Origin of the sequence: Sulfurimonas sp., assembly GCF_026991475.1 — a bacterium.
In the GTDB taxonomy this organism is placed as follows: Bacteria; Campylobacterota; Campylobacteria; order Campylobacterales; family Sulfurimonadaceae; genus Sulfurimonas.
In genome coordinates, this window is record NZ_JALXBK010000047.1 from 55,203 (window position 1) to 77,994 (window position 22,792).

At 35.0% G+C, this 22,792-nt stretch carries 27 protein-coding genes; 6 read left to right on the forward strand and 21 right to left on the reverse strand.

Annotation, left to right across the window (positions count from 1 at the left end; all coding sequences use genetic code 11):
- Positions 1 to 40: 40 nt before the first annotated feature.
- Positions 41 to 574 carry a ribosome hibernation-promoting factor, HPF/YfiA family gene (gene hpf / locus MV589_RS03605; RefSeq protein WP_297432121.1) on the forward strand — a complete coding sequence of 178 codons (534 nt, stop codon included), beginning with the start codon at positions 41 to 43 and terminating at the stop codon, positions 572 to 574.
- Positions 575 to 576: 2 nt separating this feature from the next.
- Here the strand turns inward: hpf and recG are convergent, their stop codons facing one another.
- The 8 genes from recG to MV589_RS03645 form a co-directional block, all read right to left on the reverse strand.
- Positions 577 to 2,370, reverse strand: coding sequence for an ATP-dependent DNA helicase RecG (gene recG, locus MV589_RS03610; RefSeq protein ID WP_297432123.1), 1,794 nt, complete (start codon positions 2,368 to 2,370; stop codon positions 577 to 579).
- Positions 2,371 to 2,721: 351 nt separating this feature from the next.
- Positions 2,722 to 3,606, reverse strand: a complete 885-nt coding sequence (glyQ, locus tag MV589_RS03615) for a glycine--tRNA ligase subunit alpha (RefSeq protein ID WP_297432125.1) — start codon at positions 3,604 to 3,606, stop codon at positions 2,722 to 2,724.
- 49 nt (positions 3,607 to 3,655) lie between these two features.
- Positions 3,656 to 4,444, reverse strand: coding sequence for a hypothetical protein (locus tag MV589_RS03620; RefSeq protein ID WP_297432127.1), 789 nt, complete (start codon positions 4,442 to 4,444; stop codon positions 3,656 to 3,658).
- A gap of 10 nt (positions 4,445 to 4,454) precedes the next feature.
- Positions 4,455 to 5,312: a damage-control phosphatase ARMT1 family protein gene (locus MV589_RS03625; RefSeq protein WP_297432129.1), complete on the reverse strand. Its 858-nt coding sequence runs from the start codon at positions 5,310 to 5,312 to the stop codon at positions 4,455 to 4,457.
- Positions 5,313 to 5,786 carry a DUF3972 domain-containing protein gene (locus tag MV589_RS03630; RefSeq protein ID WP_297432131.1) on the reverse strand — a complete coding sequence of 158 codons (474 nt, stop codon included), beginning with the start codon at positions 5,784 to 5,786 and terminating at the stop codon, positions 5,313 to 5,315.
- 15 nt (positions 5,787 to 5,801) lie between these two features.
- Positions 5,802 to 6,299 carry a 5-(carboxyamino)imidazole ribonucleotide mutase gene (gene purE, locus MV589_RS03635; RefSeq protein ID WP_297432133.1) on the reverse strand — a complete coding sequence of 166 codons (498 nt, stop codon included), beginning with the start codon at positions 6,297 to 6,299 and terminating at the stop codon, positions 5,802 to 5,804.
- A 29-nt stretch (positions 6,300 to 6,328) separates the two neighbouring features.
- Positions 6,329 to 7,621, reverse strand: coding sequence for a peptidase U32 family protein (locus tag MV589_RS03640; protein WP_297432135.1), 1,293 nt, complete (start codon positions 7,619 to 7,621; stop codon positions 6,329 to 6,331).
- Positions 7,621 to 8,334 carry a chemotaxis protein gene (locus tag MV589_RS03645; RefSeq protein WP_297432137.1) on the reverse strand — a complete coding sequence of 238 codons (714 nt, stop codon included), beginning with the start codon at positions 8,332 to 8,334 and terminating at the stop codon, positions 7,621 to 7,623. The genes MV589_RS03640 and MV589_RS03645 overlap by 1 nt, the downstream gene beginning before the upstream one ends.
- 74 nt (positions 8,335 to 8,408) lie before the next feature.
- Here MV589_RS03645 and MV589_RS03650 point away from each other — a divergent pair, with 74 nt between their 5' ends.
- Entirely contained in the window at positions 8,409 to 9,188 is a 780-nt protein-coding gene (locus MV589_RS03650) for a histidinol-phosphatase (protein WP_297432139.1), read from the forward strand.
- Between the two features lie 12 nt (positions 9,189 to 9,200).
- Here the strand turns inward: MV589_RS03650 and MV589_RS03655 are convergent, their stop codons facing one another.
- Positions 9,201 to 9,644 carry a globin domain-containing protein gene (locus MV589_RS03655; protein WP_297432140.1) on the reverse strand — a complete coding sequence of 148 codons (444 nt, stop codon included), beginning with the start codon at positions 9,642 to 9,644 and terminating at the stop codon, positions 9,201 to 9,203.
- A 130-nt stretch (positions 9,645 to 9,774) separates the two neighbouring features.
- Here MV589_RS03655 and trxA point away from each other — a divergent pair, with 130 nt between their 5' ends.
- Genes trxA through dapB form a run of 4 tightly spaced genes read left to right on the forward strand, consistent with a single transcriptional unit; the run spans position 9,775 to position 12,342 of the window.
- A complete protein-coding gene (trxA, locus tag MV589_RS03660) occupies positions 9,775 to 10,095 on the forward strand; it encodes a thioredoxin (RefSeq protein WP_297432142.1) in 321 nt (106 codons plus the stop codon).
- 17 nt (positions 10,096 to 10,112) lie between these two features.
- Positions 10,113 to 10,601, forward strand: a complete 489-nt coding sequence (locus MV589_RS03665) for a hypothetical protein (protein ID WP_297432144.1) — start codon at positions 10,113 to 10,115, stop codon at positions 10,599 to 10,601.
- A 5-nt stretch (positions 10,602 to 10,606) separates the two neighbouring features.
- On the forward strand, positions 10,607 to 11,545 hold the full coding sequence (gene trxB, locus MV589_RS03670; protein WP_297432320.1) for a thioredoxin-disulfide reductase: 939 nt from the start codon (positions 10,607 to 10,609) through the stop codon (positions 11,543 to 11,545).
- A 29-nt stretch (positions 11,546 to 11,574) separates the two neighbouring features.
- Positions 11,575 to 12,342 (forward strand): 4-hydroxy-tetrahydrodipicolinate reductase, encoded by a 768-nt coding sequence (dapB, locus tag MV589_RS03675; RefSeq protein ID WP_297432146.1) that lies wholly within the window; start codon positions 11,575 to 11,577, stop codon positions 12,340 to 12,342.
- A 268-nt stretch (positions 12,343 to 12,610) separates the two neighbouring features.
- Here the strand turns inward: dapB and MV589_RS03680 are convergent, their stop codons facing one another.
- The 12 genes from MV589_RS03680 to gspG are packed head-to-tail and all read right to left on the reverse strand — an operon-like array spanning position 12,611 to position 22,596.
- On the reverse strand, positions 12,611 to 13,138 hold the full coding sequence (locus tag MV589_RS03680) for a PulJ/GspJ family protein (protein WP_297432149.1): 528 nt from the start codon (positions 13,136 to 13,138) through the stop codon (positions 12,611 to 12,613).
- Positions 13,135 to 13,560, reverse strand: coding sequence for a type IV pilus modification PilV family protein (locus MV589_RS03685; protein ID WP_297432151.1), 426 nt, complete (start codon positions 13,558 to 13,560; stop codon positions 13,135 to 13,137). The genes MV589_RS03680 and MV589_RS03685 overlap by 4 nt, the downstream gene beginning before the upstream one ends.
- Positions 13,553 to 15,070 carry a GspE/PulE family protein gene (locus tag MV589_RS03690; RefSeq protein ID WP_297432153.1) on the reverse strand — a complete coding sequence of 506 codons (1,518 nt, stop codon included), beginning with the start codon at positions 15,068 to 15,070 and terminating at the stop codon, positions 13,553 to 13,555. The genes MV589_RS03685 and MV589_RS03690 overlap by 8 nt, the downstream gene beginning before the upstream one ends.
- Positions 15,057 to 16,898, reverse strand: a complete 1,842-nt coding sequence (locus MV589_RS03695; RefSeq protein ID WP_297432156.1) for a secretin GspD/PilQ domain-containing protein — start codon at positions 16,896 to 16,898, stop codon at positions 15,057 to 15,059. Before MV589_RS03695 ends, MV589_RS03690 begins: the two co-directional genes overlap by 14 nt.
- Positions 16,885 to 17,694 (reverse strand): PDZ domain-containing protein, encoded by an 810-nt coding sequence (locus tag MV589_RS03700; protein WP_297432158.1) that lies wholly within the window; start codon positions 17,692 to 17,694, stop codon positions 16,885 to 16,887. Before MV589_RS03700 ends, MV589_RS03695 begins: the two co-directional genes overlap by 14 nt.
- A complete protein-coding gene (locus tag MV589_RS03705; protein WP_297432161.1) occupies positions 17,678 to 18,208 on the reverse strand; it encodes a hypothetical protein in 531 nt (176 codons plus the stop codon). The genes MV589_RS03700 and MV589_RS03705 overlap by 17 nt, the downstream gene beginning before the upstream one ends.
- Entirely contained in the window at positions 18,202 to 18,609 is a 408-nt protein-coding gene (locus MV589_RS03710; protein ID WP_297432163.1) for a hypothetical protein, read from the reverse strand. The genes MV589_RS03705 and MV589_RS03710 overlap by 7 nt, the downstream gene beginning before the upstream one ends.
- On the reverse strand, positions 18,606 to 19,535 hold the full coding sequence (locus MV589_RS03715) for a hypothetical protein (RefSeq protein WP_297432165.1): 930 nt from the start codon (positions 19,533 to 19,535) through the stop codon (positions 18,606 to 18,608). Before MV589_RS03715 ends, MV589_RS03710 begins: the two co-directional genes overlap by 4 nt.
- Complete coding sequence (locus MV589_RS03720) at positions 19,519 to 20,415, reverse strand: hypothetical protein (RefSeq protein WP_297432168.1); 897 nt, start codon at positions 20,413 to 20,415, stop codon at positions 19,519 to 19,521. Before MV589_RS03720 ends, MV589_RS03715 begins: the two co-directional genes overlap by 17 nt.
- Before the next feature lie 17 nt (positions 20,416 to 20,432).
- Positions 20,433 to 21,647: a type II secretion system F family protein gene (locus MV589_RS03725; protein WP_297432171.1), complete on the reverse strand. Its 1,215-nt coding sequence runs from the start codon at positions 21,645 to 21,647 to the stop codon at positions 20,433 to 20,435.
- Complete coding sequence (locus MV589_RS03730) at positions 21,644 to 22,162, reverse strand: pilus assembly FimT family protein (protein WP_297432173.1); 519 nt, start codon at positions 22,160 to 22,162, stop codon at positions 21,644 to 21,646. The genes MV589_RS03725 and MV589_RS03730 overlap by 4 nt, the downstream gene beginning before the upstream one ends.
- 2 nt (positions 22,163 to 22,164) lie before the next feature.
- Positions 22,165 to 22,596 carry a type II secretion system major pseudopilin GspG gene (gene gspG / locus MV589_RS03735; RefSeq protein WP_297432175.1) on the reverse strand — a complete coding sequence of 144 codons (432 nt, stop codon included), beginning with the start codon at positions 22,594 to 22,596 and terminating at the stop codon, positions 22,165 to 22,167.
- Positions 22,597 to 22,792: the final 196 nt, after the last annotated feature.

Here is a 22,792-nt window from a genome sequence, read left to right on the forward strand (position 1 = left end):
TAATGCTATAATTGACTTATATCACAAAAAAGGATTTAAAATGAATATTAGTATGACAGGAAGAAATATTGAACTTACTGATGCTATTAAAGAGCATATCTCATCTTCTATAGAAACATTAAAAAAATTTAATCTTGACATTATTTCAGTCAATGTCATTGCATCTTCACAAACAAAAAAAGGCAAAGAACATGCATTTGTTGATTTTGTTATCAACTTAGCTCATAAAAATACAATTATAATTAAACAAAATGATGAAGATTTATATGTTGCTATTGATTTAGCTACAAATAGAGCACAAAAAGCGCTCCGTCGTCTACATGACAAAGTTACAGATCATCAAAAAGTTGGTCTCAATGAAGTTAAAGCAGAAAATATTGATGTGAAAGAAGCATCTCAAGAGATAGAAGATGAAATCGTTCCGGTTGAATTAGATCTCTACAAACCTCGTGAAGTTGAAGATGTTTTAGAAGATCTCAAAGCAAGTGGTAAAATGTTTGAAATCTTTTTAGACAACGAAAACAAAACACGCGTTCTCTACAAACGCAACGATGGAAAATTTGGGCTTTATTAAGCTCAAATTTTCAAGTCTCGTTTTACTTGCTTAACCACTTTTTCATCCTCTGCAAAATCAATCCATCTAAACTGACTTCCACTTTGTGAGAGACCTTTAAGCAAATCACCACTTTTGCGAAATTTCAAATCCAAATTTGCTATGTCAAATCCACTTGTAGTATGTACAAACTCTTCAAGCCTTTGTGATTTTTGCTGGTTTGTGTAAAGATAACAGTAGCCTTTAAGCCCCGTTCTACTCACTCGTCCGCGAAGCTGATGCAGTGTTGAGAGCCCAAGCCGCTCCGCTCCTACAATCACAACAGTGGTAAGTCGAGGCAAAGATATGCCAACCTCTACAACAGTTGTGGAGATAAGCAAATCTCCTTTTTCTCTAAAATCCATAAGTACCTGCTCTTTTTCTTTGTCCTTTCCATGCGTCACATAAACATTCTCAAAGTTCTTCTCCCAATACCCTCGTGCCTCATCAATACTCTGATAATCAAGCATCTCACTCTGCTCTACTAAAGGATAAACAATTAAGACTTGGTTTTTTTTCGCAATTTCAGCTTTTATATGCGTTAAAAGTGTAGAAAAATCACTTTTATGAATAACTGATGAATCAATATCTTTTGTAAAGGGTGTCGAAGTAATCAAGCTTACATCAATGTGCGCACTCTCTATCATAGCTTGTGTTCTAGGAATAGGTGTTGCAGAAAATTGCAAATAGTGTGGTCTTTTTTCATTAGCACTCACAAGTTTTTCAAGCATATTTCTCTGCAATGTTCCAAAGCGGTGCTGCTCATCCACCATCACAAGCGCTGCGTTTGGTAACTCTCTGTATAAAAGTGCATGAGTACCAATGATGAAATCATAAGCACTCAAATCCTCTTTTTTTGTTTTGTTTGTTACAAGGGCTATTTTTATATCTGGTAGAAATTTTTGCGCCTCTTCAAAGAGTTGATTTGCCAGTATTGTTGTAGGTGCCATCAAGATGGATCGCTCTGGAAGCATCATATAGGCTGCTGCTAAAATCACCATGGTTTTACCACTCCCAACATCACCCACTACCATTCGTTTTGCTGCTACATCTTTTTTCAAATCATTTTGTATATCTTCTATTGCCTTTATCTGCTCATCAGTAAGCACAAAAGGCAGAGTTTCAGTCCATGGAGCGTAATTTCTACTTGAAGATTTCAGTGCTTTAAAGTAGCGTCTTTTCCCAGCTAAGAGACGCATATAAGAGTAGAGCTCTATATACTTCAGTGCTTCTAAAGATGTTTTATTTAGCTCTCTTGCATCAAGTGTCTCTACATTTGGAAAATGAAGTTGCAGCACGGTATCTGCTATCGCTGCGTTTATACCCTCACTTAACAAGTTCTCTTTTGTAAGGTATTTCTCCACCAAACGCAGCATAACATCATTCCTTAGTGCTGTTTTATATTTTGGTGTGATTTTACCAATGTTTGTCACTTTTTTTGGCATGCTCATTGAGCAATGTCCCTGTTTACAATCTATAATTCCATAGTAGTAATCTCTATCTCCCACTTTAAACTGATGCAACATATAGGGTTTAGGACGAAAAAGAACACCTTGAATGGTATATCCTAAATTATGTGCAAAAAAGGTTACTTGTATGGAATTTGGTGCTTTATAAACAGATTCAACAGTTGCATCTATAAGTTGTGCTTTTTGTGGAAGAAGTTGCGAGTGCAGTCTGTAATCTTCATAGGAGTGAGGAATTAAAAGAGAGAGTTCTAAAAAGGAATCAATACCAAGCTTTTTAAATTTCGCTGCAATATCTTTGGATAAATTCATAATAACTACTCGATTTTGTCTTCGAGTTTTTTTACTCTTTTATATAAATTTCCTATCATAAAGACCATAATTACTATAATGAGAGTTAAAACCATATCTTCTAAATTTTTCATAATTTTCCTTTTTATGATATAATCTGCTTTAAGGGATTAGAGGGTTGTGCCCCTCTAATTTACTGCCTGATAAATTTTAATCATCATATAAACGATAGTTAAAACTTTCAGGATAGTGTCAAGATATTTCATCTTTGACCTCCAAAAAGCAGATTTGTCTTGCCGAGTAATCGGCAAGAACACCCACATTATAGAAAAAAATCAAAAAACATTTTAAAAATATGACAGATTGAAATATTTATGCGTTTATACGCTTGTTACGCTCTTCCTCTTGTGCTTTGTAGAGTTCTGCACATCCGCGTGAGAGTTCACGAATTTTTAAAATGTAGTTTTGTCTTTCAGTTTGTGAAATGGCTTTTCTTGCATCAAGGACATTAAAAGTATTTGAAGCGAGCATACATAAATCATAAGCAGGCAAAGGATATCCAGCTTCTAGTGTTCGTAAACACTCATCACTTTTAGCAGTAAAATCAGCAAAAAGCATCTCAGTATCTGCTATTTCAAAATTATAGTGTGAAAACTCTATTTCACTCTCTTTATGCACATCTTTATAGAGTGTTTTATTCCCATTTGCATCTACATTCCAAACAATATCAAATACAGTGTCAACACCCTGTAAATACATCGCAAGTCTCTCTGTACCATAGGTAATTTCAGCAGTTACTGGCTTACACTCTATACCACCAACTTGTTGAAAATAGGTAAACTGAGTCACCTCCATACCATTAAGCCAAACTTCCCAGCCAAGTCCCCAAGCACCAAGTGTAGGTGATTCCCAGTTATCTTCAATAAAACGGATATCATGCTTACTTACATCAAGTCCTAAATACTCTAAAGACTGTAAATAAAGTTCTTGAATATTGTCTGGTGATGGCTTGATGATAGCCTGAAACTGGTAATACGAACCAAGTCTATTTGGATTTTCTCCATATCTTCCATCAGTCGGACGACGAGATGGAGCAACATAAGCTGCTGCCCAAGGAGTAGAATCGAGTGATCGAAGAAAAGTAGCAGGGTGAAATGTCCCAGCCCCTGCAGGAATATCATAAGGCTGTACAATATTACACCCCTGTTTCATCCAAAATTCTTGTAGTTTTAGTAACATTTCGCTAAAAGTTATCATTTTTTCTCTCTTATAAAATTATTTTGCCATTATAGCCAAAGAGACTTTTTTAGTATTTAAACGTAAAGCCAAACTTAATATATTGGTTATTTGCTGTACTATCTGGCTCATATATTGTATTATAATACTTACCATCTATATAACCTGATACAAAATTTGATTTAGCTATATTTTGCTGTGAGATCACATATTCAGTAAAAATATTTACTTGATTATTATATTTATATATAAATGGAATAGATAACTCTATTGTACTAGTCGTACCTAATTTAAAATCATCAGAAAATGAATTTGCTTTCATTTTTGGATTAAGTGCATATTTGTATTTCAATAATAATTTTATATCAAAATTTTTATATATTTCTTTACTTATACCAATTGTAGGAGCAGCATAAAACCAATAATATAATTCGTTTTGATTAGAACTTAGCTCTCTATACCATGAATGATACCCTCCTTCTAAACCATACAAAATTCCAAAGTTTTCCAACTTTCTCTTTTCTAAATAAGCTAAACTAATATCATATACATTTTCATATGTCGAAGATACTGTAGGGTTACCACTAATTAATTCGGCACCTTCATAATTAGCATATCCTGAAAATTCACTTGCTTTCAATACAATACTCGAATATCTTTTTAAATCACAATTTAAATTAAATGTATAACCTATTTCCCATCCAAAAATGGAATTTGCCTTTTCACTATCTAAAATATTTCCATTTGCATCGAATTCTCTATAATCCATTTGCATATTAATAAGAGAGAAAGAGTAACTACCGCTAGCCATAAGATTAGTCACAAAAAAGAATAAAATAAATATCCGCAGAAATTTCATTCCCTTCATCCTATACAACCTTACAAATTATATCGCCAACCTCAGCACCTAAAAAGTTAGCGATCACATTACATTTTACTTTGAATAAAAAATAGACCTTTTCTCTATGTGTGGGAGTAAGTGACTCAAAATTTCCCATCCCCTTTGAAATTACTATATCGGCACTGTCATAGAGTGCTTTTGCCTCATCATTTGCACGAGCATAGTCAAAGCCTGGAGTATTCACACCACTATCTACTAAGTTGCAAAGTGAGTCAAAACCTGCCTCTTTAGCCTCTTTCATCGTTACATCATTAATAATGGGCACACCACGCACCATATAAGAAAACGCTGCGTCTGGATAGAGCTTTTGTAATGTCTCTATAAACACATAATCAAAAATATGCTCTCCAACGTTATCTCCAATGACCAAAACAGTCTTTGCATTTTCCAAGCTGCGTTTGAGCTGTGCAAAATCATCATGTGTAAACTCTGTTTCAAAGATTTTATAGAGCTCCTCTTCAAGGTCAAACGCAACCTCAGCAGCTAAATCTATAACATTGCCTGCAACTGCTATTTTTGTAGCTGTTAAGAGTTTGTCATCACTTTTTGCAAGTTCTTCGCGCAGTTGTGGCACAAAAGAGCGTGCTTTTTGTGTAGAGTGCTCTTTCATCTCATCATACAGATCACTTTTACCTGCAATGAGAGCCATTTTTTCATATACATAGGCTGCGATTTGGGGAGGAGTCTGTGAAAAGGAGAAAGATTTACTCATCTCTTCAACGGTAGAGATAAGCTGCGTTTGGAGTTTTTCATCTGCATGAATGGCATCTGCCACCCTTGCACTTTGATTGATAATACAATCTACACAAGCATCTTGAATTTTCATTTAGTTGGTATGCTCTTCTATGGCTTTATTCCACATCATTTTATATTTACGACGCATAAATTCTACTTCTTGCTGGGAGAGTTTGAGCTGTTCTTGCAGAGTATGGATGGTTTGTCTATCTTCATCATAAAGTTCTTGTAAAGAAGCAAGTGCTTCTCGCAAAAATTCATTCTCTACGCGTACTGCTTCGAGCGTTTCATCTTTTGCATCGAGCACTTTTTCATGCAGATTTATAATGGTTCCAATGGTTTTCTCAACAAACTCTGGCTGTACTAGCATCTCATGTCTGTTCTTTTCACTTAGCTCTTTGAGCTTTGCAGGGACAACAACCTCAGTAGCCCCTTTTGATGGATCAATGTATCGCACACCATCTTCAGTTTTTACTGTAAGTTTACCATGCTCTACTAAATCATTGACTGCGTTTATATCCAGCCCAGTAAGTTTGCAGTACTCATCATCACTCATCCATGTCATTATCTGCCCCTATGACTATTTTATTATTGTCTCAATCTCTAGTGAATCCATCTCAACTTTTTTTGCTTTTGCTATTCTGTCTTCTTGGAGTTTTACACTTAGTTCTTCATTGTCAAGTGCTAAAATTTGCATTGCCAAATAAGCTGAATTAATTGCACCAGCTTTTCCTATAGCAACAGTAGCAACAGGCATTCCAGCTGGCATTTGAACAGTTGAAAGTAGAGCGTCTATACCACTAAGAGCCGATGCAGACATAGGAACACCAATGATAGGCTTAATAGTCTTTGAAGATAAAACACCTGCTAAATGCGCTGCCATTCCAGCAGCAGCAATGAAAACCTGTGCACCCTTTCTCTCAGCCTCAGCAATGTACTCTTTTGTTCTCTCAGGAGAGCGATGTGCAGAGGAGATAATCAACTCATAACTCACACCAAACGCCTCAAATGTATCAGAGCATGATTTCATCACTTCATAATCACTTTTTGAACCTATAATAATTGAAACAAATTTCATATTTTTTACCCTTTTTTTCTTAAATTATTTTATTTTTTTGGAGCTGTATTCATATCTGGATGTGCGGGAATCCTAAAAAAAGTATATGATGGAAATTTTGTTGGTAGCTCTATTGGATTAACATTGCCACTATGCACCTCATCCCAAACTTTTCCATTTTCTGCTTTTAGTTGTTTGAGTTTTACAAAAAACTTACCATCTCTCTCATAAGTTGAACCTATCTCATTATCTACTATTGCAACTTCTGAGCCAAGAGGAAAAACAACCTCCATCTCATCATTTGGAAGCGTTTTATATTTACACAAGAAGTGTGTACCCGCTGCGTTTACTACACCACTTACTTGATGTGTTCCTAGTTGCATTGTAAAATCAAGAGATTGAGTGTCATGCTTTTCAAAAGGTCGTGAAATCAGATAAGCATCTGTATATCCACGATTTTGCAAAGATTGGAGCTCATACTGATAACGCTCACTATCTACTTTGTCTGCATAATAATCATCAATAGCCATTCTATACGCTTTTGCAGTTGTAGCAGCATAGTAAGCTGTTTTTGTTCGTCCCTCAATCTTCACCGAATCAACTGCACCACTATCTAAAATCTCTTTTATATGTGAAGCAAGGTTCAAATCTTTTGAGTTCATAATGTAAGTACCAACACCCTCTTCCTCTTCAAGCTTAAAGAGTGTTCCTGTCTCAGGGTTGGCTGCATACATCTCATAAGGAAAACGACAATCATTTGCACAACTGCCACGATTTGGCACACGACCACTCTGCAATGTAGAGATAAGACATCGTCCACTATATGCAAAGCACATAGAACCATGAACAAAAACTTCTAACTCAAGATCGGGTAACTCTTTTTTTATCTCTTTTAAATCTCGAAGTGAAATCTCACGAGCAGTAATAATACGCGTAGCACCCATATCTGCATAGATTTGAGCATCAAGAACATTCATTACATTTGCTTGTGTTGAGAGATGAAGCGGCATATCGGGTGCTAAATCATGACAAAGTTTTAACACTCCAGGCGTTGCAACAATGAAAGCATCAGGCTTTAGCTCTGCCATTTTAACTATATGTTTTTTTAAAAGATTAAGTTGTGAGTTAAAAGGAAAGCCATTTATAGTGGCATAGACTTTTTTCCCTCTCTCATGTGCATATTTTATACCAGCTTCAAAATCTTCAAAAGTAAACTCTTTTCCAGAACGAATACGCAAAGAGAAGTGACTCACACCTCCATAAACAGCATCTGCACCAAAATCAAGTGCAATTTTTAATTTTTCTAAAGTTCCCGCAGGAGATAATAGTTCTACTTTTTTCATTACTGTCCAAATTGCTCAAGTAAAGCTTCTATATCATCAGTTGATGCCACATCTGTACCAGTATCACCTTCAATATGTTTTGCAGAAGAGACGCGTTTTTCATCATCTATTTTACCCTCAAAAAGAGTACTCATATAGCGAGAGAGTGAACGCATAACATTTACAACACGCTCAATTTTTTGTCTGTGAATATCTTGGTACTGCATAATATCCATAACACTCATAATAGCATCACCACTATTTTGCAAACTTTCTAACACTTCATTTACTTTTTCTAAAGCTTCTTCATTAATTTTATGCTGCGTTTTAAAGGTTTCTATGTCAGGGAACTTGGCACTAAGTGTATCAAAAAGATCCAGGTTTGCATTTAGAGCTTTTACAACATCGTTAAGTGTCTCTTCTTTATCCATTAAATCATTACTGATATTTTCGATAATATCAAAAATCTCACTTGCTTTTTCTTCACTCTCTTTTGTTACATCATCAAGTTGATGCACCATTTTATTTTCATCTGTAGCAGGCAAAGGAAGTTCTGCAGCTTCAATACTTGTAGCTAAAGCATCTGCATCATCTTCAGCCTTGCTCTCTACTGCTTCCGAAACATCTTCAACATCTTCAACATTCTCATCACTCTGAGTCTCTTCATTCTCTGAGACATCATCATCCATATCAATCCCACCACTCATCAATGCATCTAGTTCTTCTTGAGTCATAAACCTGCTCCAAATTGAATAATTTATTAATTCACACTATAATAGCATAAAATATCTAAAAATGAGACAAAATTATGATAGTAGATTTACATAACCATACACCACTTTGTAACCACGCTGAGGGCACTATAGATGAATATATAAACACAGCTATTACCAAGGGAACGAAAATTTTTGGTTTTTCTGACCATGCACCTATGGATTTTGATCCTGAGTATCGCATGGAGTTTCAAGATATGCAGGAGTATGAAAAAAATGTACGCCTTGCACAAGAGAGATACCAAGATAAAATCACCATTTTACTCAGCTATGAAGTTGATTATTTAAAAGGGCATATGGATGAACGCGTACTGAATGCTAATGTAGACTATCTGATTGGTTCTGTGCATTTTATTAATGGCTGGGGTTTTGACAATCCTGAATTTATTGGCAGATATGAGAATGAAAATATAGATGAAATTTGGCAAAAATATTTTGATACCATTGAAGAGATGGCAAATAGCAGACTTTTTAATGTTGTAGGACATTTAGATTTAATCAAAGTCTTTAAATTTATGCCAACAAAAGATATTAAAAAAATAGCCAAAAATGCCCTTCTTGCCATCAAAAAGGCAGATATGGTCTTAGAGATAAATGTAGCAGGTTATAGAAAACCTGTAGCAGAAGCCTACCCTTCAAAAGAGCTACTCCAAGAGGCTTTCAAACTTGAGATTCCTATCACATTTTCATCTGATGCGCACAAGCCCGAACAGGTCGGACTCTATAATAATGAAGTGATTCAACTCGCCCGTGAAATAGGCTTCACTCAATGTGCCTACTTTCAAAACAAGAAACGAAAATTCTTAGAGCTGTAGCTTGTAAGAGTTTTAACTTTTTGTGTTGACAACCCACATCGAAAAAATATCTAAATAGTTCCAAAACGACTCTATATACTCAGGGTTTATGCCCTCTTCTTCGAGTGCTTCTAAAAGTGGTATATAGAGTTCAAGCCACACTTTTCTGCTATGCTCATCAATGCGAAAAGGAGCATGGCGTCCAACCATTTGATGCTCACCTCTACTTTGTGTAAAATAATCAGGCCCACCTGAAATCTCTATAAGAAAATCTGCCGCATGTTTTTGTGCTTCGGCAAAATCATCATCATCAAAAATGGGAAATAAAAAAGAAATATCACTCGTTTTTATAGACTCATAATGATCAAAGACCAACTTCCTAAATCTCTCTTCACCTACTTCATGAAAAAATCCAGGATGTGGCTTGGCAACAGATGGGCGAACATCAATCACCCCATCCCTAATTGTAAGTTTCATATCGCTACATTCCTTCTAACTATTTTGCCCGAATTATACAAATAATTACTATAAAGAAATTTAAAGTTTTAATTAATGATAGCGCTTGTATAATACTTTTATATCAAACAATAAAAAAAAGGATTTACTAATGGGTAAATATATAGAATTAACTGGTGCAAATTTTGAAGCAACTTTGGCAGAGGGTGTATCTCTTGTTGACTTTTGGGCTCCATGGTGTGGGCCATGTCGTATGATTGCTCCGGTTATTGAAGAACTAGCAGAAGATTATGATGGAAAAGCGAATATTTGTAAAGTAAACACAGATGAAGAGCAAGAGATTGCTGTTAAATTTGGTATCCGTTCAATCCCTACTATCATGTTCTTCAAAAATGGTGAGCTAGTAGACCAAGTTGTTGGAGCACAATCAAAACAAGCTCTTGCTGATAAAATTAACGCTCTTTTAGCATAATTTTAAAAGAGACCAAAGTGGCTAGAAAAAGAACGAAAAGTTTTTTTTCTCTCTCCACTCTTTTAGCCTCATTCTTTGGTGCTGCCATGATAGCTGGTGCCTTTGCCTACTTCAACTACAAGTTTTCTGAATATAAATTTATAAATTTTAAAGATTTTGTTTTTTATGAAAAAAGTGATATTTTCATGCCTAAAGCAAAAAAGTATATTGTTGTATTTTACTCATCAAGAAATAGAGAGAGTCAAAAAGAACTTGCAAAACTTAATCTCAATCTTCCTATTATCGCCATTGATTACTACAATCAAGCCTATAAAAACAGTAAATATACAACTTTTTTACGCGCAGGAACAACAACATCTTTAAAGTTTATACAACGATTCAATATTTATAGCGTCCCATCCATCTTCTTTATAAAAAGAGTCAAAGATACTCTTTATAAACAAGATAGTATGATAAGGAAACTAGATAATTTAAAAGAATTAAGTAAAGAGGTGGATGGATTATGAGTAATATTTTAGATTGTGCAATTATTGGTGGTGGACCTGCAGGACTAACAGCGGGACTATATGCTACACGTGGCGGACTTGAAAATGTCACAATGTTTGAAAAAGGGATGCCAGGTGGTCAAATAACTCAAAGTTCTGAGATTGAGAACTACCCTGGTGTTACAGGTGACATTACGGGAATGGACTTGATGATGCCATGGCCCGAGCAGTGTCAAAAGTTTGGTCTCAAACATGACATGTCCGAAGTCAAACAAATCACCAAAAATGGTAATGTTTTTCAAGTTATAAAATCTGATGATTCTGTAGTAGAGGCTCATAGTGTCATCGTTTGTACTGGTTCTTCTCCTCGTCGTGCAGGATTTAAAGGTGAAGAGGAGTTTTTTGGAAAAGGGGTAAGTACATGTGCTACTTGTGACGGTTTTTTCTACAAAGGCAAAGAGGTCGCTGTCATCGGTGGTGGCGATACCGCTCTTGAAGAGGCACTCTATCTTGCAAAAATATGTTCTAAGGTCTATCTTATCCACAGACGCGATGCTTTTCGTGCTGCACCAAATACAGTCAAACGGGTAGAAGAGAATGAAAAAATAGAACTCGTGCTAAACGCAGTCCCTGATGAAGTCTATGGTGATGCAAGCGGTGTAAATGGCATAAAAGTAAAATCTAAAGATGGTGAGCTCAGAGATATAGTCGTTCCTGGTGTTTTTACTTTTGTAGGAAATGATGTAAACCATCAAACTCTTATACAAGAAAATGGAACTTTTTTATGTGACATGAACGAACAGGGACAAGTCATAGTTGATTTAAGTATGAGAACATCAACAGCTGGTCTTTTTGCTGCAGGCGATATGCGTATTGAAGCACCTAAGCAAGTAGTCAGTGCCGCAGGTGATGGTGCGGTTGCTGCCATTAGTGCCATTGCATATGTTGATGAACTTTTGGCATAATTACAAAATAAAAATTAAAAAGGTTTAGAATGATAAAAGTAGGTGTTTTTGGCGCTAGTGGGCGTGTTGGAAAATTATTAATCGAGGATTTAAAATCTACAGAGGGGATGAGTCTTAGCACTGTTTTTGTGCGTAACTCTTTAGACTTTGCAATTGACCCTTCAGTTCTTGTTACATCAGATATGCACTCTTTTATAAACGCAGCTGATATTATCATAGATTTTTCACTTCCTGAGGCGTGTGAAATGCTTCTTGAAGAGGCTATTAAAAATCCGAAACCATTGGTTATTGGTACTACTGGGCTTAACAACCATCAATTAAATCTTTTAAAACAGGCAAGTGAATTGATGCCTGTTTTATACGCTACAAATATGTCTCTTGGTGTGGCACTTTTAAACAAACTTGTTTATCAAGCTTCAGCAGCACTCAAAGATTTTGATATTGAGATCGTAGAGATGCACCACCGTCACAAAAAAGATGCACCAAGCGGAACAGCGCTCACACTCAGTGAATCAGCCGCAGCAGGGCGTAACCTTAACATCAATAAAGTAAGAGTAAGTGGAAGAGATGGCAACATAGGTGAACGCACAAAAGATGAAATCGCAGTAATGGCACTTCGTGGTGGTGATATTGTAGGCAGACATACTGTTGGCTTTTACAATGATGGAGAGTTTATAGAACTCAACCACACAGCAACCTCAAGAAATACTTTTTCAAAAGGTGCAATTAGAGCAGCAAAATGGTTAAGCACTCAAGAGAATGGTCTCTACTCAATTGCGGACTGTTTAGAGTTTTAACGGACCTTACGCACCTAAAGCAAGCTTAAGTGGTATAAGTTGTATACAAGTTCAAGGCAGAAGGGTGCAGGAGCTACTAGTAGCTTCAAATCCTTCTAACGCAGAAATTGTATGCAAATTATACCATCCCAAAGGGACAAAAAGATAAAGCATCATCTGCTTCGTTGGAAATTCCCCTCCGTAGCTACGGCTACGCAGGAAAACTTCCGCCTTGCACCTAATGCTTTCTCTTTTTGCTTAAGATTGCTTTAGGTGCGTAAGGTCCGTTTTAATACTCGTTTAATGGATTGACTTTTAGTAAAATGTCATCCATTGATTTAAAATCAATAGCAACAAGATAACTTTGCGTTTTCTTTATTGTTTTATATACCCGAAAACTTTTCACATCTCCTATTTCATCAATGTCAAACGCAGCGTCACTTGGCAACTCATAACTTGTAAACTTTTTTAAAGACTCTAACCTGTAGAGCTTTTTATCTTTAACAATATAAGTCACATAAGGATTAATGCGTCTATGCAGAGAGTGTGAAGTTTGCAATACAACAAAATCCTCATTTTTCTCACGATTATCAATCATAATCATATCTCTAGGATTATAAATTGCAAGGGTAAAGTCTAGAAAAATAAGCTTCTTAATTTTTTGAATTTTTTGAATTTTTGAGACTTCCCCTTTTAAATTTGCATTTGAAATATTTAAAGTGGAGTATGTTTTATAGAGATAGAGCATCATAATGGAGAAAATACTCACAGCTATAAGCATCTCAATTAAAGTAAACGCAGCGCGTAGTCTTCTCATCGTAGTTGTAACCTTAGTAGTGCAGTAGATGCACCTTTATGAAGACGTACAACAGATTGTCCTATCTCTAGTGACATTTGTGGGGCAGTTGTATTGGACTCTTCGCTCAAATCCATAGTTTTTAAAACTTTATAAATCACCTCTGCCTTTTGTGTTTTTAGTTTTCGTCTTAAATTATCTTCTATATTAAACTCACTTACTAAATCATATAAAGAGATATTTTTATTTTCAAGTCCAAAATCTTTGTTTGCTATTAAAAAAGAGGCATAGTCACTTACATGAGACTCTTTTTTATAAGATGCAAAGAGATATGTATCGTTAGAGTACATACGCATAAGGGCTAAAATAACGACTGAAATAATCATAACAGCTACCATCACTTCAATCAGTGTAAACGCAGCCCTGTAACTCTTTTTACTCATCACCTAAACCGATTCTAATAGCCTCATCTAAAGATGTCTCACCCTCTAAAAGCATCTCTTTTAACTGCATTGCAAGAGTTTTAAGACCATCCTCTTTAAGCGCAGTTTTTATGGTGTACTCATCTGTTGTTGTTTTTAAAATATTTTTAATTTTATCATTCATAACAACAAGCTCACCAATAGAGCGTCTTCCTTTAAATCCTGTATAGTTGCACGCTTTACACCCTTTGGCTTTATAAATAACTGCGTCTGGACTAATAGCATAATCATTAGCAAACTCTTCAGCCAAAACATCCTCTTCCTTACACTCATTACAAAGAACACGAACAAGTCTTTGTGCTAAAATACCAAGAATTGAAGAGGAGATTAAAAAAGGTTCTATTCCCATATCTGCTAAACGAGCAATGGTCGCTGTAGCAGAGTTCGTATGCAGCGTGGAAAAGACTAAATGCCCAGTTAAAGCTGCACGCACAGCAATATCTGCTGTTTCTTCATCACGAATCTCCCCTATCATAATGACATCGGGATCTTGTCTTAAAATAGAGCGAAGAGCCGCCGCAAAAGTAAGTCCTGCTTTTTCATTTACCTGAATTTGTGAAATAGAGTTTGATTTGTACTCCACAGGATCTTCAACGGTTATGACATTTTTGCTAGGGTCTTCAACTTCGCGTAAAAAGGAGTGCAAGGAGGTTGTTTTACCACTTCCTGTTGGTCCAGTAACCAGAATAATTCCGTGAGATAAACGCAGTAACTTTTGAATTTCACCAATAACAGAAGGGTGAAATCCAAGTTCATTAATATTTGGAATCTGAGAACTTTTCATCAACAGACGCATAACAACGCGCTCTCCATAAAAAGTAGGTAAAACAGAGACTCTAATATCTAAAGTTTCTCCTGCAATTTTAATCTGAGTTCGTCCATCTTGTGGTATTCTTTTTTCTGAAATATCAAGATTTGAAATAACCTTAATACGACTGACAATAAGATTAACAACTTTTCTATCTAAATCTGCATTTTTAACAAGCATACCATCAATGCGAAAACGCACTTCACCCCGTTTTTCTTGCACCTCTATATGAATATCAGAAGCTCTTTTTTTAACTGCCTGATAAAATAAAGCATTTACAAATTTAATAATAGGAGCAGACTCTTCACTCGTTAAAATATCTGAAGAGGTACGCAGAAAATCTGTTAAAGAGATCTCCTCTTCATCTTCCATCTCAGCAGAATCTTCTTGCATACTCTCCATAGTTTTATCTGTTCGCAGTTCTAAAAAGCGATTATAGAGCCTATCGTAAGAGTCCTCATCAAGCATATAAAGGGGGTACTTACTTGGAAGTTTTGTGTAGTAGTTACTAGCCTGTGCTAAGTATCGCTCACAAACAAAAGCACTCACTTCATCATTCAGTTTACTAAAAAGTAGGTAATTTTTAAGACTTAACTCAGTATGAAGTTCTTTAGGTTCATATGTATCTAAATCCAGATTATGGATGGTCTCAAGGTTTAACATCTGATTTAAGCTCCACTTTTTCTTCTTCTTTTAGTTTCTTAAATGCCTTTTTATCATAATTTTTTTGTAGCTTTGCGAGTAATCCTAAATCTTTTTGTAGTTTGGAGAGTTTTTCACTTTTATCTATCACATAAGGAGTGAGAATAACCACTAGGTTATCTTGTTCTTTAGTCTTTGCTTTTGATGAGAAGAGCCAGCTTCCAATCAAAGGAATATCACCAAGTAGAGGGACTTTACTTACAGAGTCTCTCTCATAATTTTTCACAAGCCCTCCAATAATAATACTCTCTCCATGTCGTAAAATTGCCTGTGTTTTTACCTCTTGTTTTGATGTTACAGGCTGTCCAGTCGCATTTTTAGAGCCATCATCAAGTATGTTTTCTAACACAACGCTTACATCTAAAGTCACTTTATCATTTGATGAAACACGCGGTTTTATAGTAAGTGTCAAACCAACATCTTCTCGTTTGTAACTACTTGTCAGTCCTGTGAGTCCAGTAGTTGATGTAACCGTCCCTGTTGAGACCGATATAGTTTTTCCTACATAGATGGAAGATTCTTTATTGTTTACACATAAAATAGAAGGATTTGAAATTGATTTTGATGCACCATTTGTCTCAAGAAAATCAACTGCCGCACCAAGTGCAAAACCTTGTGCAACACCACTGCCTACAAGTGAAGAGGCTAGTGCATTTCCTACAATACCCTGAACAGGAGCGCCACCAAAATTTGCAGCTAATGAGTAGAGTCCCTCAGCGCTCAGTGCAGCACCATCGAAACCATATTTAACACCTAGATTTGTGGCATTTTCCTTATTTATTTCAATAATTCTAGCCTGCACATAAACCTGGTACTTCTCTTTATCAAGCTCATCAATGATAAGTTTAATACCTTTAATAATAGTAGGATCACCAATAACAATCACTGCGTTTATCTCTTCACTCGCAGAGAGATTTGGCTTAAGACTTGGATCTGAAAAGACCTGTTTAGAGACAATGTCATTGAGACTTTTTAGTACAGCTTTTGCATCTGAATTTTTTAGTTCAAAAATTTCTACACTTTTATTGACACTCGATTCCACATCAAGTTTCTTAATAAGTTTTCCAAGCTTATTAACATTTTGCTCTTTACCTACCAAAATAATACCATTCGTATTGGCATCAAAAATCACCTTCACATTTTGTGAAACTACCTTCGTATTAAAAATTGATTTCGCTATATCACTAATCTTAGCTTGTAATTTTTTTGCATCTGTATGCTTAATTGGGAAAATTTTCACTACACGACTATTTTTAAGTTCTAAATCATGAATGACTTTTTTAACTGTCTGAATATTTTTTGGATAATCTGTAATAAGAAGTGTATTATTTTCTCTCATTGTCATCAATTTTGCAGTTTTAGAAATAAGATAGCGAATTTTTGCAGCAACTACATCTACATTTTCATTGTGTACTTTTATTGCCTGCGTTACCATCAAAGAACCTAAAGCATTTTTATAGCTTGAGATCACTTTTACATTATGTTTTGCTGCCTCTGTTGCACGAACAACTTCATAAATAGAGCCATTTTGTACTAGAGTGTACCCTTTTGACTCTAAAACAGCAATCAAAATTCCCATCAGTTCATCATCATATATTGGAGTTGTACTTACAAAATCTACCGTACCATTTATCTTATTATTTATTAAAATATTTTTATTTGTAATTTTAGAAATAAGCTTTATGAAATCATTGACAGCTAAATTAGAAAAGCTGACATTGACCTGTTCTCTTGCAAAAAGGCTTATGCTCAAAGCCACCATCAAAAAAGTTATTTTAATGAATTTCATATACTAATTCCTTCTCTTCATTATTTCTCAACACCACTAATTGCAGTGTATCTATTTTATTAATATCTTTATATAAATCAAACGCAGCCTTATAAGAGTTTAAATCTACATTATTTGCTCTAATTATAACATCTCCACGCTTGAGTCCCAAGCTATCCATTTTTGAACCTCTGCGTACTCTTGTCACTTCAAAGCCATTAATCTTATTGCCATTTTTTCTCTCCATAATAGAGATGTCTTTCCAAATCTGATCAGGATTTTTTTCATAATATCGAATATCTTGACGAGACACATCATGTACACCCTCGCTCTCTTGAACTCTCATAACAGTTGAGTGCACATTTGTTCTGCTCTTTTGATTTTTTATTTTCAGTACAAACTCTTTACCCGCTTTTGTAAAGAGTGCCCCACCCTTAAGTATTGATTTTAATTTATACCCAGAGTAGTTTTCTCCCACTGCTACTAATGAAGTTTTTTGAGGAGATGATTTAAGCGCTACGATGATAAAACCTTTTGTTTTGTTGCCGTACAATCCTTTTAAAATCATATTTGTAATGCCAATACTACTCTCTTGGAGTGCTTGAGAGTTTGTCACTGCATTTGAAGTTCCTACATTTGAGAGCATATTTTTAAAAGTCACCCTATGGTAAGGAGGATTAAAATTTACATTCTCTTTTAAGGAGACACCATCATCTGGCAAAAACCACCAAAGAGCAAGTGCAATAGACTTTGCCAACGCTAAAAGAACAAGTAGTTTGACAAATATACTTAAATAAGAGTTAGAAACTTTGGACATATTCATACTCCCCATTGGCTTGCTTTTTAAAATTGTATAAGGCTGATCTATATTTTCTTTGCATCAAAGAAGATGGCTTTAACTCTGCTGTGATTTTTCTCTCTTTTATATTTGCTTCGCCATGCAGAGTTCCAAAAGCACCCACTGCGTTTAGCGTTACATTAAGAGGATTAAGTATTGAGTATTTTATAGTGAGACTCTCTATTTTTGTAGGTAACATCGAAGCGACAGCAGTTGAGAGCTCAATATTATGCGCCTTTACTTCATTATAAACACCAAAAAGAGATATATCAACTTCTCCTATTTTAGCACTTTGAATTGACTCTACATACACATCAAGATGGCGTAACTCAAGAGAGAGACCTTTGTCTTTAACACTTTCATGCGCAATCACAACATGATACTTCTGCAACTGTTTTTCTGCAAAGAAGTAGATACTCTCTTTTGGCATAAAGTACATCAAAGCCACAATGAAAAATAGCATATATGCAAAAAATCTTACTATTTTTACCATTTTATCTCCAATTGCAAAGATGCTTTTTTATCACTTAGCTGCTTAATTTGCAACTCACTAACAATGTAATTACCATTCAAAATTTTACCAAGCAAAAAATTTAGTGAACGAATGTTCATATTTTTTGATGTCAGTAAAATGGAGGAGTTTGTCACCTTTTCAGTGATATTTGAAGCCCTTAATATAGAACTTCTCAATATTTTATTTATTGTTCTTTGCACTTTTGTTTTATTAAAATAGCTTGACTTTAGCCCTTTTATTTTATCTGCTAAAACAACTGTTTGATTATAAGAAGACTTTGTATCTACTAGTTCTTCTTTAGCTGCGTTTAGCTTCAACATTACAAAAGCCAAAAGAACAATAAGTAAAATAATTATATGTAAGGGGTTTACACGATTCATAATTTCACCTCCACATACCAGATATTGTTCTTATACTTCGCACTATAATTCAGACTTTTAGCTCTAAAATAAGTTTCAATATAACCCTCGTCACCTTTTTTTAGACCACTATAACGCAGTGTGACTTTTCTATTTTTATAGGCAATAAATTTCACTTTATGTGTAGGTTTTAGATGCATACCAAGCACAACTGCTAGAACTTTTCTTAACTGCATTTGTCTTTTATAGCTCTCTTCATAGCCCTTTAAAAGTGAACGGTTTTGCATCATGGTAGGTTTGAGCGCATATTTGTGAAATATATTATCTCGCTGCGTTTGAAGTTTATCTATTTTATTGAGAGTAATAATATATTCAGTTGCAACAAGCAGTAACAGCACTACAAAAAGAGCCACTATAGTATAGAGGCTCTTTTCATTAAGAATATGCCCAAATTGTTTGAGTGTAATTCTATGTTTTGAGAGTTTTATCTCTGTGACATCAAGCATATTTTGTGCAGCAGTAAACTTTGCAGGTAAAAGAATAACTATATCATCTTTGACAAGTATCACTTCACTTTCATCTATTTTTTTTGCCTCTTCTAAATGCAAAAACTCATTTTGAGCAAAATAGACGCCATTAATTTTTGAAGCTGGTACTCCTTTTTGTGCCAACAGATCTAAAATATATTTATCTTCATAAGCAAAAATAAAATACTCATCACCAAATTTATAGGCTTCATAGCTGTATCTTCCATCAGGAAGCATATCTTCAAAGAGTGATTCTAACAGCGGCTTCACTTCACGCAGGGATTGGAGAGGTAAAGAAACTTTTTTTACCCAGTATAAAGAGGGTGATAAAATAACATTGACACTACTCTCAATATGAAAATCAGCAGAGTTACTATCTACAAAAACTGTATCGACCTGCCTTTTAAACTTCCAGAACAAAATTGGACCCCTTTTTTGATTCTAAATTATACTCAAAACTTATTAGAGCTTTCTCATTATCTTTCATAATTATAATTTCAACTGCAATAAAAGGCTCATAATAACTAATATTTTGATGAAATCGCATCAAAGAGAGATTTTCATCCGCGCTGAGTCCCAAGTCATTTGTATTTGCATAATAGCCTGCGTTTGCACTAAGCGTCTCTGCCCTTTGTTTATCACATCCTAAAATCATCTCCCAAGCTATGGGCTTAATATGGTTTAAATCCATTTTATAGTTTGTCGCATTACTCTCTGCACTTGTATAAAAAACCTCTGTAGGCATAATATTTTTAAGACTCTGCTCGTGAAATGTCTCTGTATAAAATTTATCTGCAACCTCAAGCTGTTTTTTTGAAGCAATATAATTTCTAAAAAGATTAGGTCTATTAGTAAAAATATCACTCTTATATGAGCCATCCTCTTTTATGCCGCCCATCATATCATCAAGTATATTCAGGTAGTCCGCATTGACTCCTTTTGCAGATAAAAAGGCTAAAAAAGCATCTCGCTTTTCTTTCGTATTGAAAATCTCTGGACTTATTTTGTCTCTTGCACTACTAATTTTTATAATAACATTGACACCATTACTGCTTAGTGGAATAAGTGAAGCTTCAGAGAGAAAAAGTGAAAGGGTATCAGCAGAGTTTATGCTTGTAATTTGTGGTGTCTTGCGTAACATTGTTAAAAAGTCTGCCAAGACACTCCTCGTTTGAATAAGAAACTGCTCCTGATTTACACTTTGAGCACCCTCTTTTACATACTTAAGCCCAAGCCCTATGCTAATACTTAATGCCATCACAAAAAAGAGCGTAATCATCAATGCAATTGCATTTTTCATCTTTTTTCTCATTCGCATTAATGAATACTCATAGAAAAAATAGGCAGAAGCATAGCTGCAACGATGAAGCCAATACTACCACCAACAATAAGCATAAGTGCAGGCTCAAGCAGGGTTAGAAGTGTTGCTATTTTATCACGATTTTCTTCAAAATAGAGTTCAGAGACATTGGTTAAAACATTTTCAACTTCAGAAGTTTCCTCTCCAAGAGCAATAGACTGAATAAAAGCATAATCAATCTTTGTACTAGATTCATTTAAAGCTTTTGAGAGAAGTTTTCCCTCTACCACTTTTTTAGATGCATCAACAAAAAGCTCTTTAAGTACAAGATTATTTAAAATATTTGCACTTAAATTAACTGTTTGCACAAAAGGAACACCAGAGCGTGTAAGCAAAGAGGCGATGTATGAAAAACGTGCCAACTCACTCTTTTGAATTATACCTCCAAAAAGCGGTAGCTTGAGTAAAAGTTTATCGACTCTGTAAGCGAACTTATAGCTGCGTTTGACCATAAATATAAACGCAGCCACAAATACAAATAGAGTTGTAAGAATTAAAGTAAAATTATTTTTAAAAAAGTCACCCATTGCAATAACCACAATAGTAGGCGTAGGAAGTGTTTGGTGCATACTTTTAAAAATACCTGTAATTTGAGGAACAACAAAAGTCAGCATAAAGGCTATCATCAAAAGAGAGACAACAATCATAAAAGATGGGTAAGCAAACGCAGACTTTATCTCTTTGTTTATTTTGTCTTGTTCTTTTAAAAAGCGTGAGAGTTCCATCAAAACTTCATCTAAAAGACCGCCATTTTCACTTACCTTTATGGACTCTTTAAAAAAAAGAGGCAGTTCCACTACATTTTGCTCCTCTAATGCAGAGTAAAAATCTTTTCCCTCATCAAGGTAAGTGCTTACGGTGGTTATAAAAAGTCTGATTTTTTTATTTTTTTCATAATGAGACTCTATTACTTTAAGTGCTGATACTATGGTGATTCCAGAACGGATATACATTGAGAGTTCACGAGAGAGTACAGAGAGTTCTTGTGGTGAAATTTTATACTTTCTACTAAACTCTAACTTATCAAAAAAAGAGGGTGTCTCTTCATCTATACTTTTATACAGAATGTTTTTCGCTTTGAGTTTTGCTTTTGCCTCAGCTAAAGATTGTGCTTCTATCTTATCTTTAATCTTTTTGCCATTAGCGTCGATGCCTACAAATCTAAATATCATCGAAGCACCGCGTTTGCTAAATTTTCTTTGGCATCTTGTGCGGCTTGCATAGAGTCATAGACAGGTGTATCTTGCAAATATGTTGCCATGTCATAAAATTTATTTTTATACTCTATTAACACCTGATCACCTATTTTATTGTTGTCGAGCGTGTATGAAAAGCAGACACTCTCTTCTACCCCATCTGCATTGAAAAATGGTTCTGGCTCTTTTTGAATAAAGCCGTAACTGCTATCGTATCTGTAAGTTTTTACACTATCATCCAAAAATCCATCTATGCTCTTTGTTTTGTTACCATCTAAGTACACAGAACATGTAGAGCAGTCATCAAGACATAAAAGCCTAGCACTTTTGGCATACTTCAAAGAGCCTAAATACTCTTTGAGATTATCTAAACGCAGCTTTTTACTTGTATCGCTTAAGCGTGAAAAGTTACTAATGGCAAGGGTGTAAATAACTCCCATAATAACTATGACAATCATTAACTCTATAAGAGTGAAAGCGCTGCGTTTCAAGCCTATTTACATCCACTCATTTTGATGTCTGCTGCCTCTTTTTTACCACCCTCTTTACCATCTGCACCAAGAGAAATAAGCTCTACATGACCATCATCATTGATGTAAATAAATGGATGTCCCCATGAATCTTTTGGAAGTTTAGAGTCTTTAAAATAGCCACTACTTGAATAGTTTGGATACTTTTGTGGATCAGGATTTTTTACTAAGGCCTCTAACCCCTCTTCAGTTGATGGATAAACGCTATTGTTAATTTTAAACATATCAAGTGCACCATCATAAATGCTCTTCATCTGCACACAAACAAGGTTGCGTTTAGCCTCTTCACCCTTACCTGTAAGACTTGGCATAACCATAGCAGCTAAAAGACCAAGTATAACAATGACAATCATTAACTCAATTAAAGTAAAACCTCTTCTCATATTTCTTTGCATTAAAATTACCTTTGCGTATTTATTTATATATTATAGTGAAAAAGGATTACATTATCAATGCAAGAATAGAAAAGTTAAAATTTGAAGGGATAAAAAGTAAAGGGATGACAATAGCAATCAAGAAGATAGGAAGACAGAGGGTCTCCTACCTTAATTGTATAACTAGCAATATCAGAAGTTTGAAGATGCTAATAAC

Coding starts and splice junctions, on each gene's coding strand:
- hpf (WP_297432121.1), top strand. CDS start 41: ATGAATATTAGTATGACAGGAAGAAATATTGAACTTACTGATGCTATT.
- recG (WP_297432123.1), bottom strand. CDS start 2,370: ATGAATTTATCCAAAGATATTGCAGCGAAATTTAAAAAGCTTGGTATT.
- glyQ (WP_297432125.1), bottom strand. CDS start 3,606: ATGATAACTTTTAGCGAAATGTTACTAAAACTACAAGAATTTTGGATG.
- MV589_RS03620 (WP_297432127.1), bottom strand. CDS start 4,444: ATGAAATTTCTGCGGATATTTATTTTATTCTTTTTTGTGACTAATCTT.
- MV589_RS03625 (WP_297432129.1), bottom strand. CDS start 5,312: ATGAAAATTCAAGATGCTTGTGTAGATTGTATTATCAATCAAAGTGCA.
- MV589_RS03630 (WP_297432131.1), bottom strand. CDS start 5,786: ATGACATGGATGAGTGATGATGAGTACTGCAAACTTACTGGGCTGGAT.
- purE (WP_297432133.1), bottom strand. CDS start 6,299: ATGAAATTTGTTTCAATTATTATAGGTTCAAAAAGTGATTATGAAGTG.
- MV589_RS03640 (WP_297432135.1), bottom strand. CDS start 7,621: ATGAAAAAAGTAGAACTATTATCTCCTGCGGGAACTTTAGAAAAATTA.
- MV589_RS03645 (WP_297432137.1), bottom strand. CDS start 8,334: ATGACTCAAGAAGAACTAGATGCATTGATGAGTGGTGGGATTGATATG.
- MV589_RS03650 (WP_297432139.1), top strand. CDS start 8,409: ATGATAGTAGATTTACATAACCATACACCACTTTGTAACCACGCTGAG.
- MV589_RS03655 (WP_297432140.1), bottom strand. CDS start 9,644: ATGAAACTTACAATTAGGGATGGGGTGATTGATGTTCGCCCATCTGTT.
- trxA (WP_297432142.1), top strand. CDS start 9,775: ATGGGTAAATATATAGAATTAACTGGTGCAAATTTTGAAGCAACTTTG.
- dapB (WP_297432146.1), top strand. CDS start 11,575: ATGATAAAAGTAGGTGTTTTTGGCGCTAGTGGGCGTGTTGGAAAATTA.
- MV589_RS03680 (WP_297432149.1), bottom strand. CDS start 13,138: ATGAGAAGACTACGCGCTGCGTTTACTTTAATTGAGATGCTTATAGCT.
- MV589_RS03685 (WP_297432151.1), bottom strand. CDS start 13,560: ATGAGTAAAAAGAGTTACAGGGCTGCGTTTACACTGATTGAAGTGATG.
- MV589_RS03690 (WP_297432153.1), bottom strand. CDS start 15,070: ATGTTAAACCTTGAGACCATCCATAATCTGGATTTAGATACATATGAA.
- MV589_RS03695 (WP_297432156.1), bottom strand. CDS start 16,898: ATGAAATTCATTAAAATAACTTTTTTGATGGTGGCTTTGAGCATAAGC.
- MV589_RS03700 (WP_297432158.1), bottom strand. CDS start 17,694: ATGTCCAAAGTTTCTAACTCTTATTTAAGTATATTTGTCAAACTACTT.
- MV589_RS03705 (WP_297432161.1), bottom strand. CDS start 18,208: ATGGTAAAAATAGTAAGATTTTTTGCATATATGCTATTTTTCATTGTG.
- MV589_RS03710 (WP_297432163.1), bottom strand. CDS start 18,609: ATGAATCGTGTAAACCCCTTACATATAATTATTTTACTTATTGTTCTT.
- MV589_RS03720 (WP_297432168.1), bottom strand. CDS start 20,415: ATGAAAAATGCAATTGCATTGATGATTACGCTCTTTTTTGTGATGGCA.
- MV589_RS03725 (WP_297432171.1), bottom strand. CDS start 21,647: ATGATATTTAGATTTGTAGGCATCGACGCTAATGGCAAAAAGATTAAA.
- gspG (WP_297432175.1), bottom strand. CDS start 22,596: ATGCAAAGAAATATGAGAAGAGGTTTTACTTTAATTGAGTTAATGATT.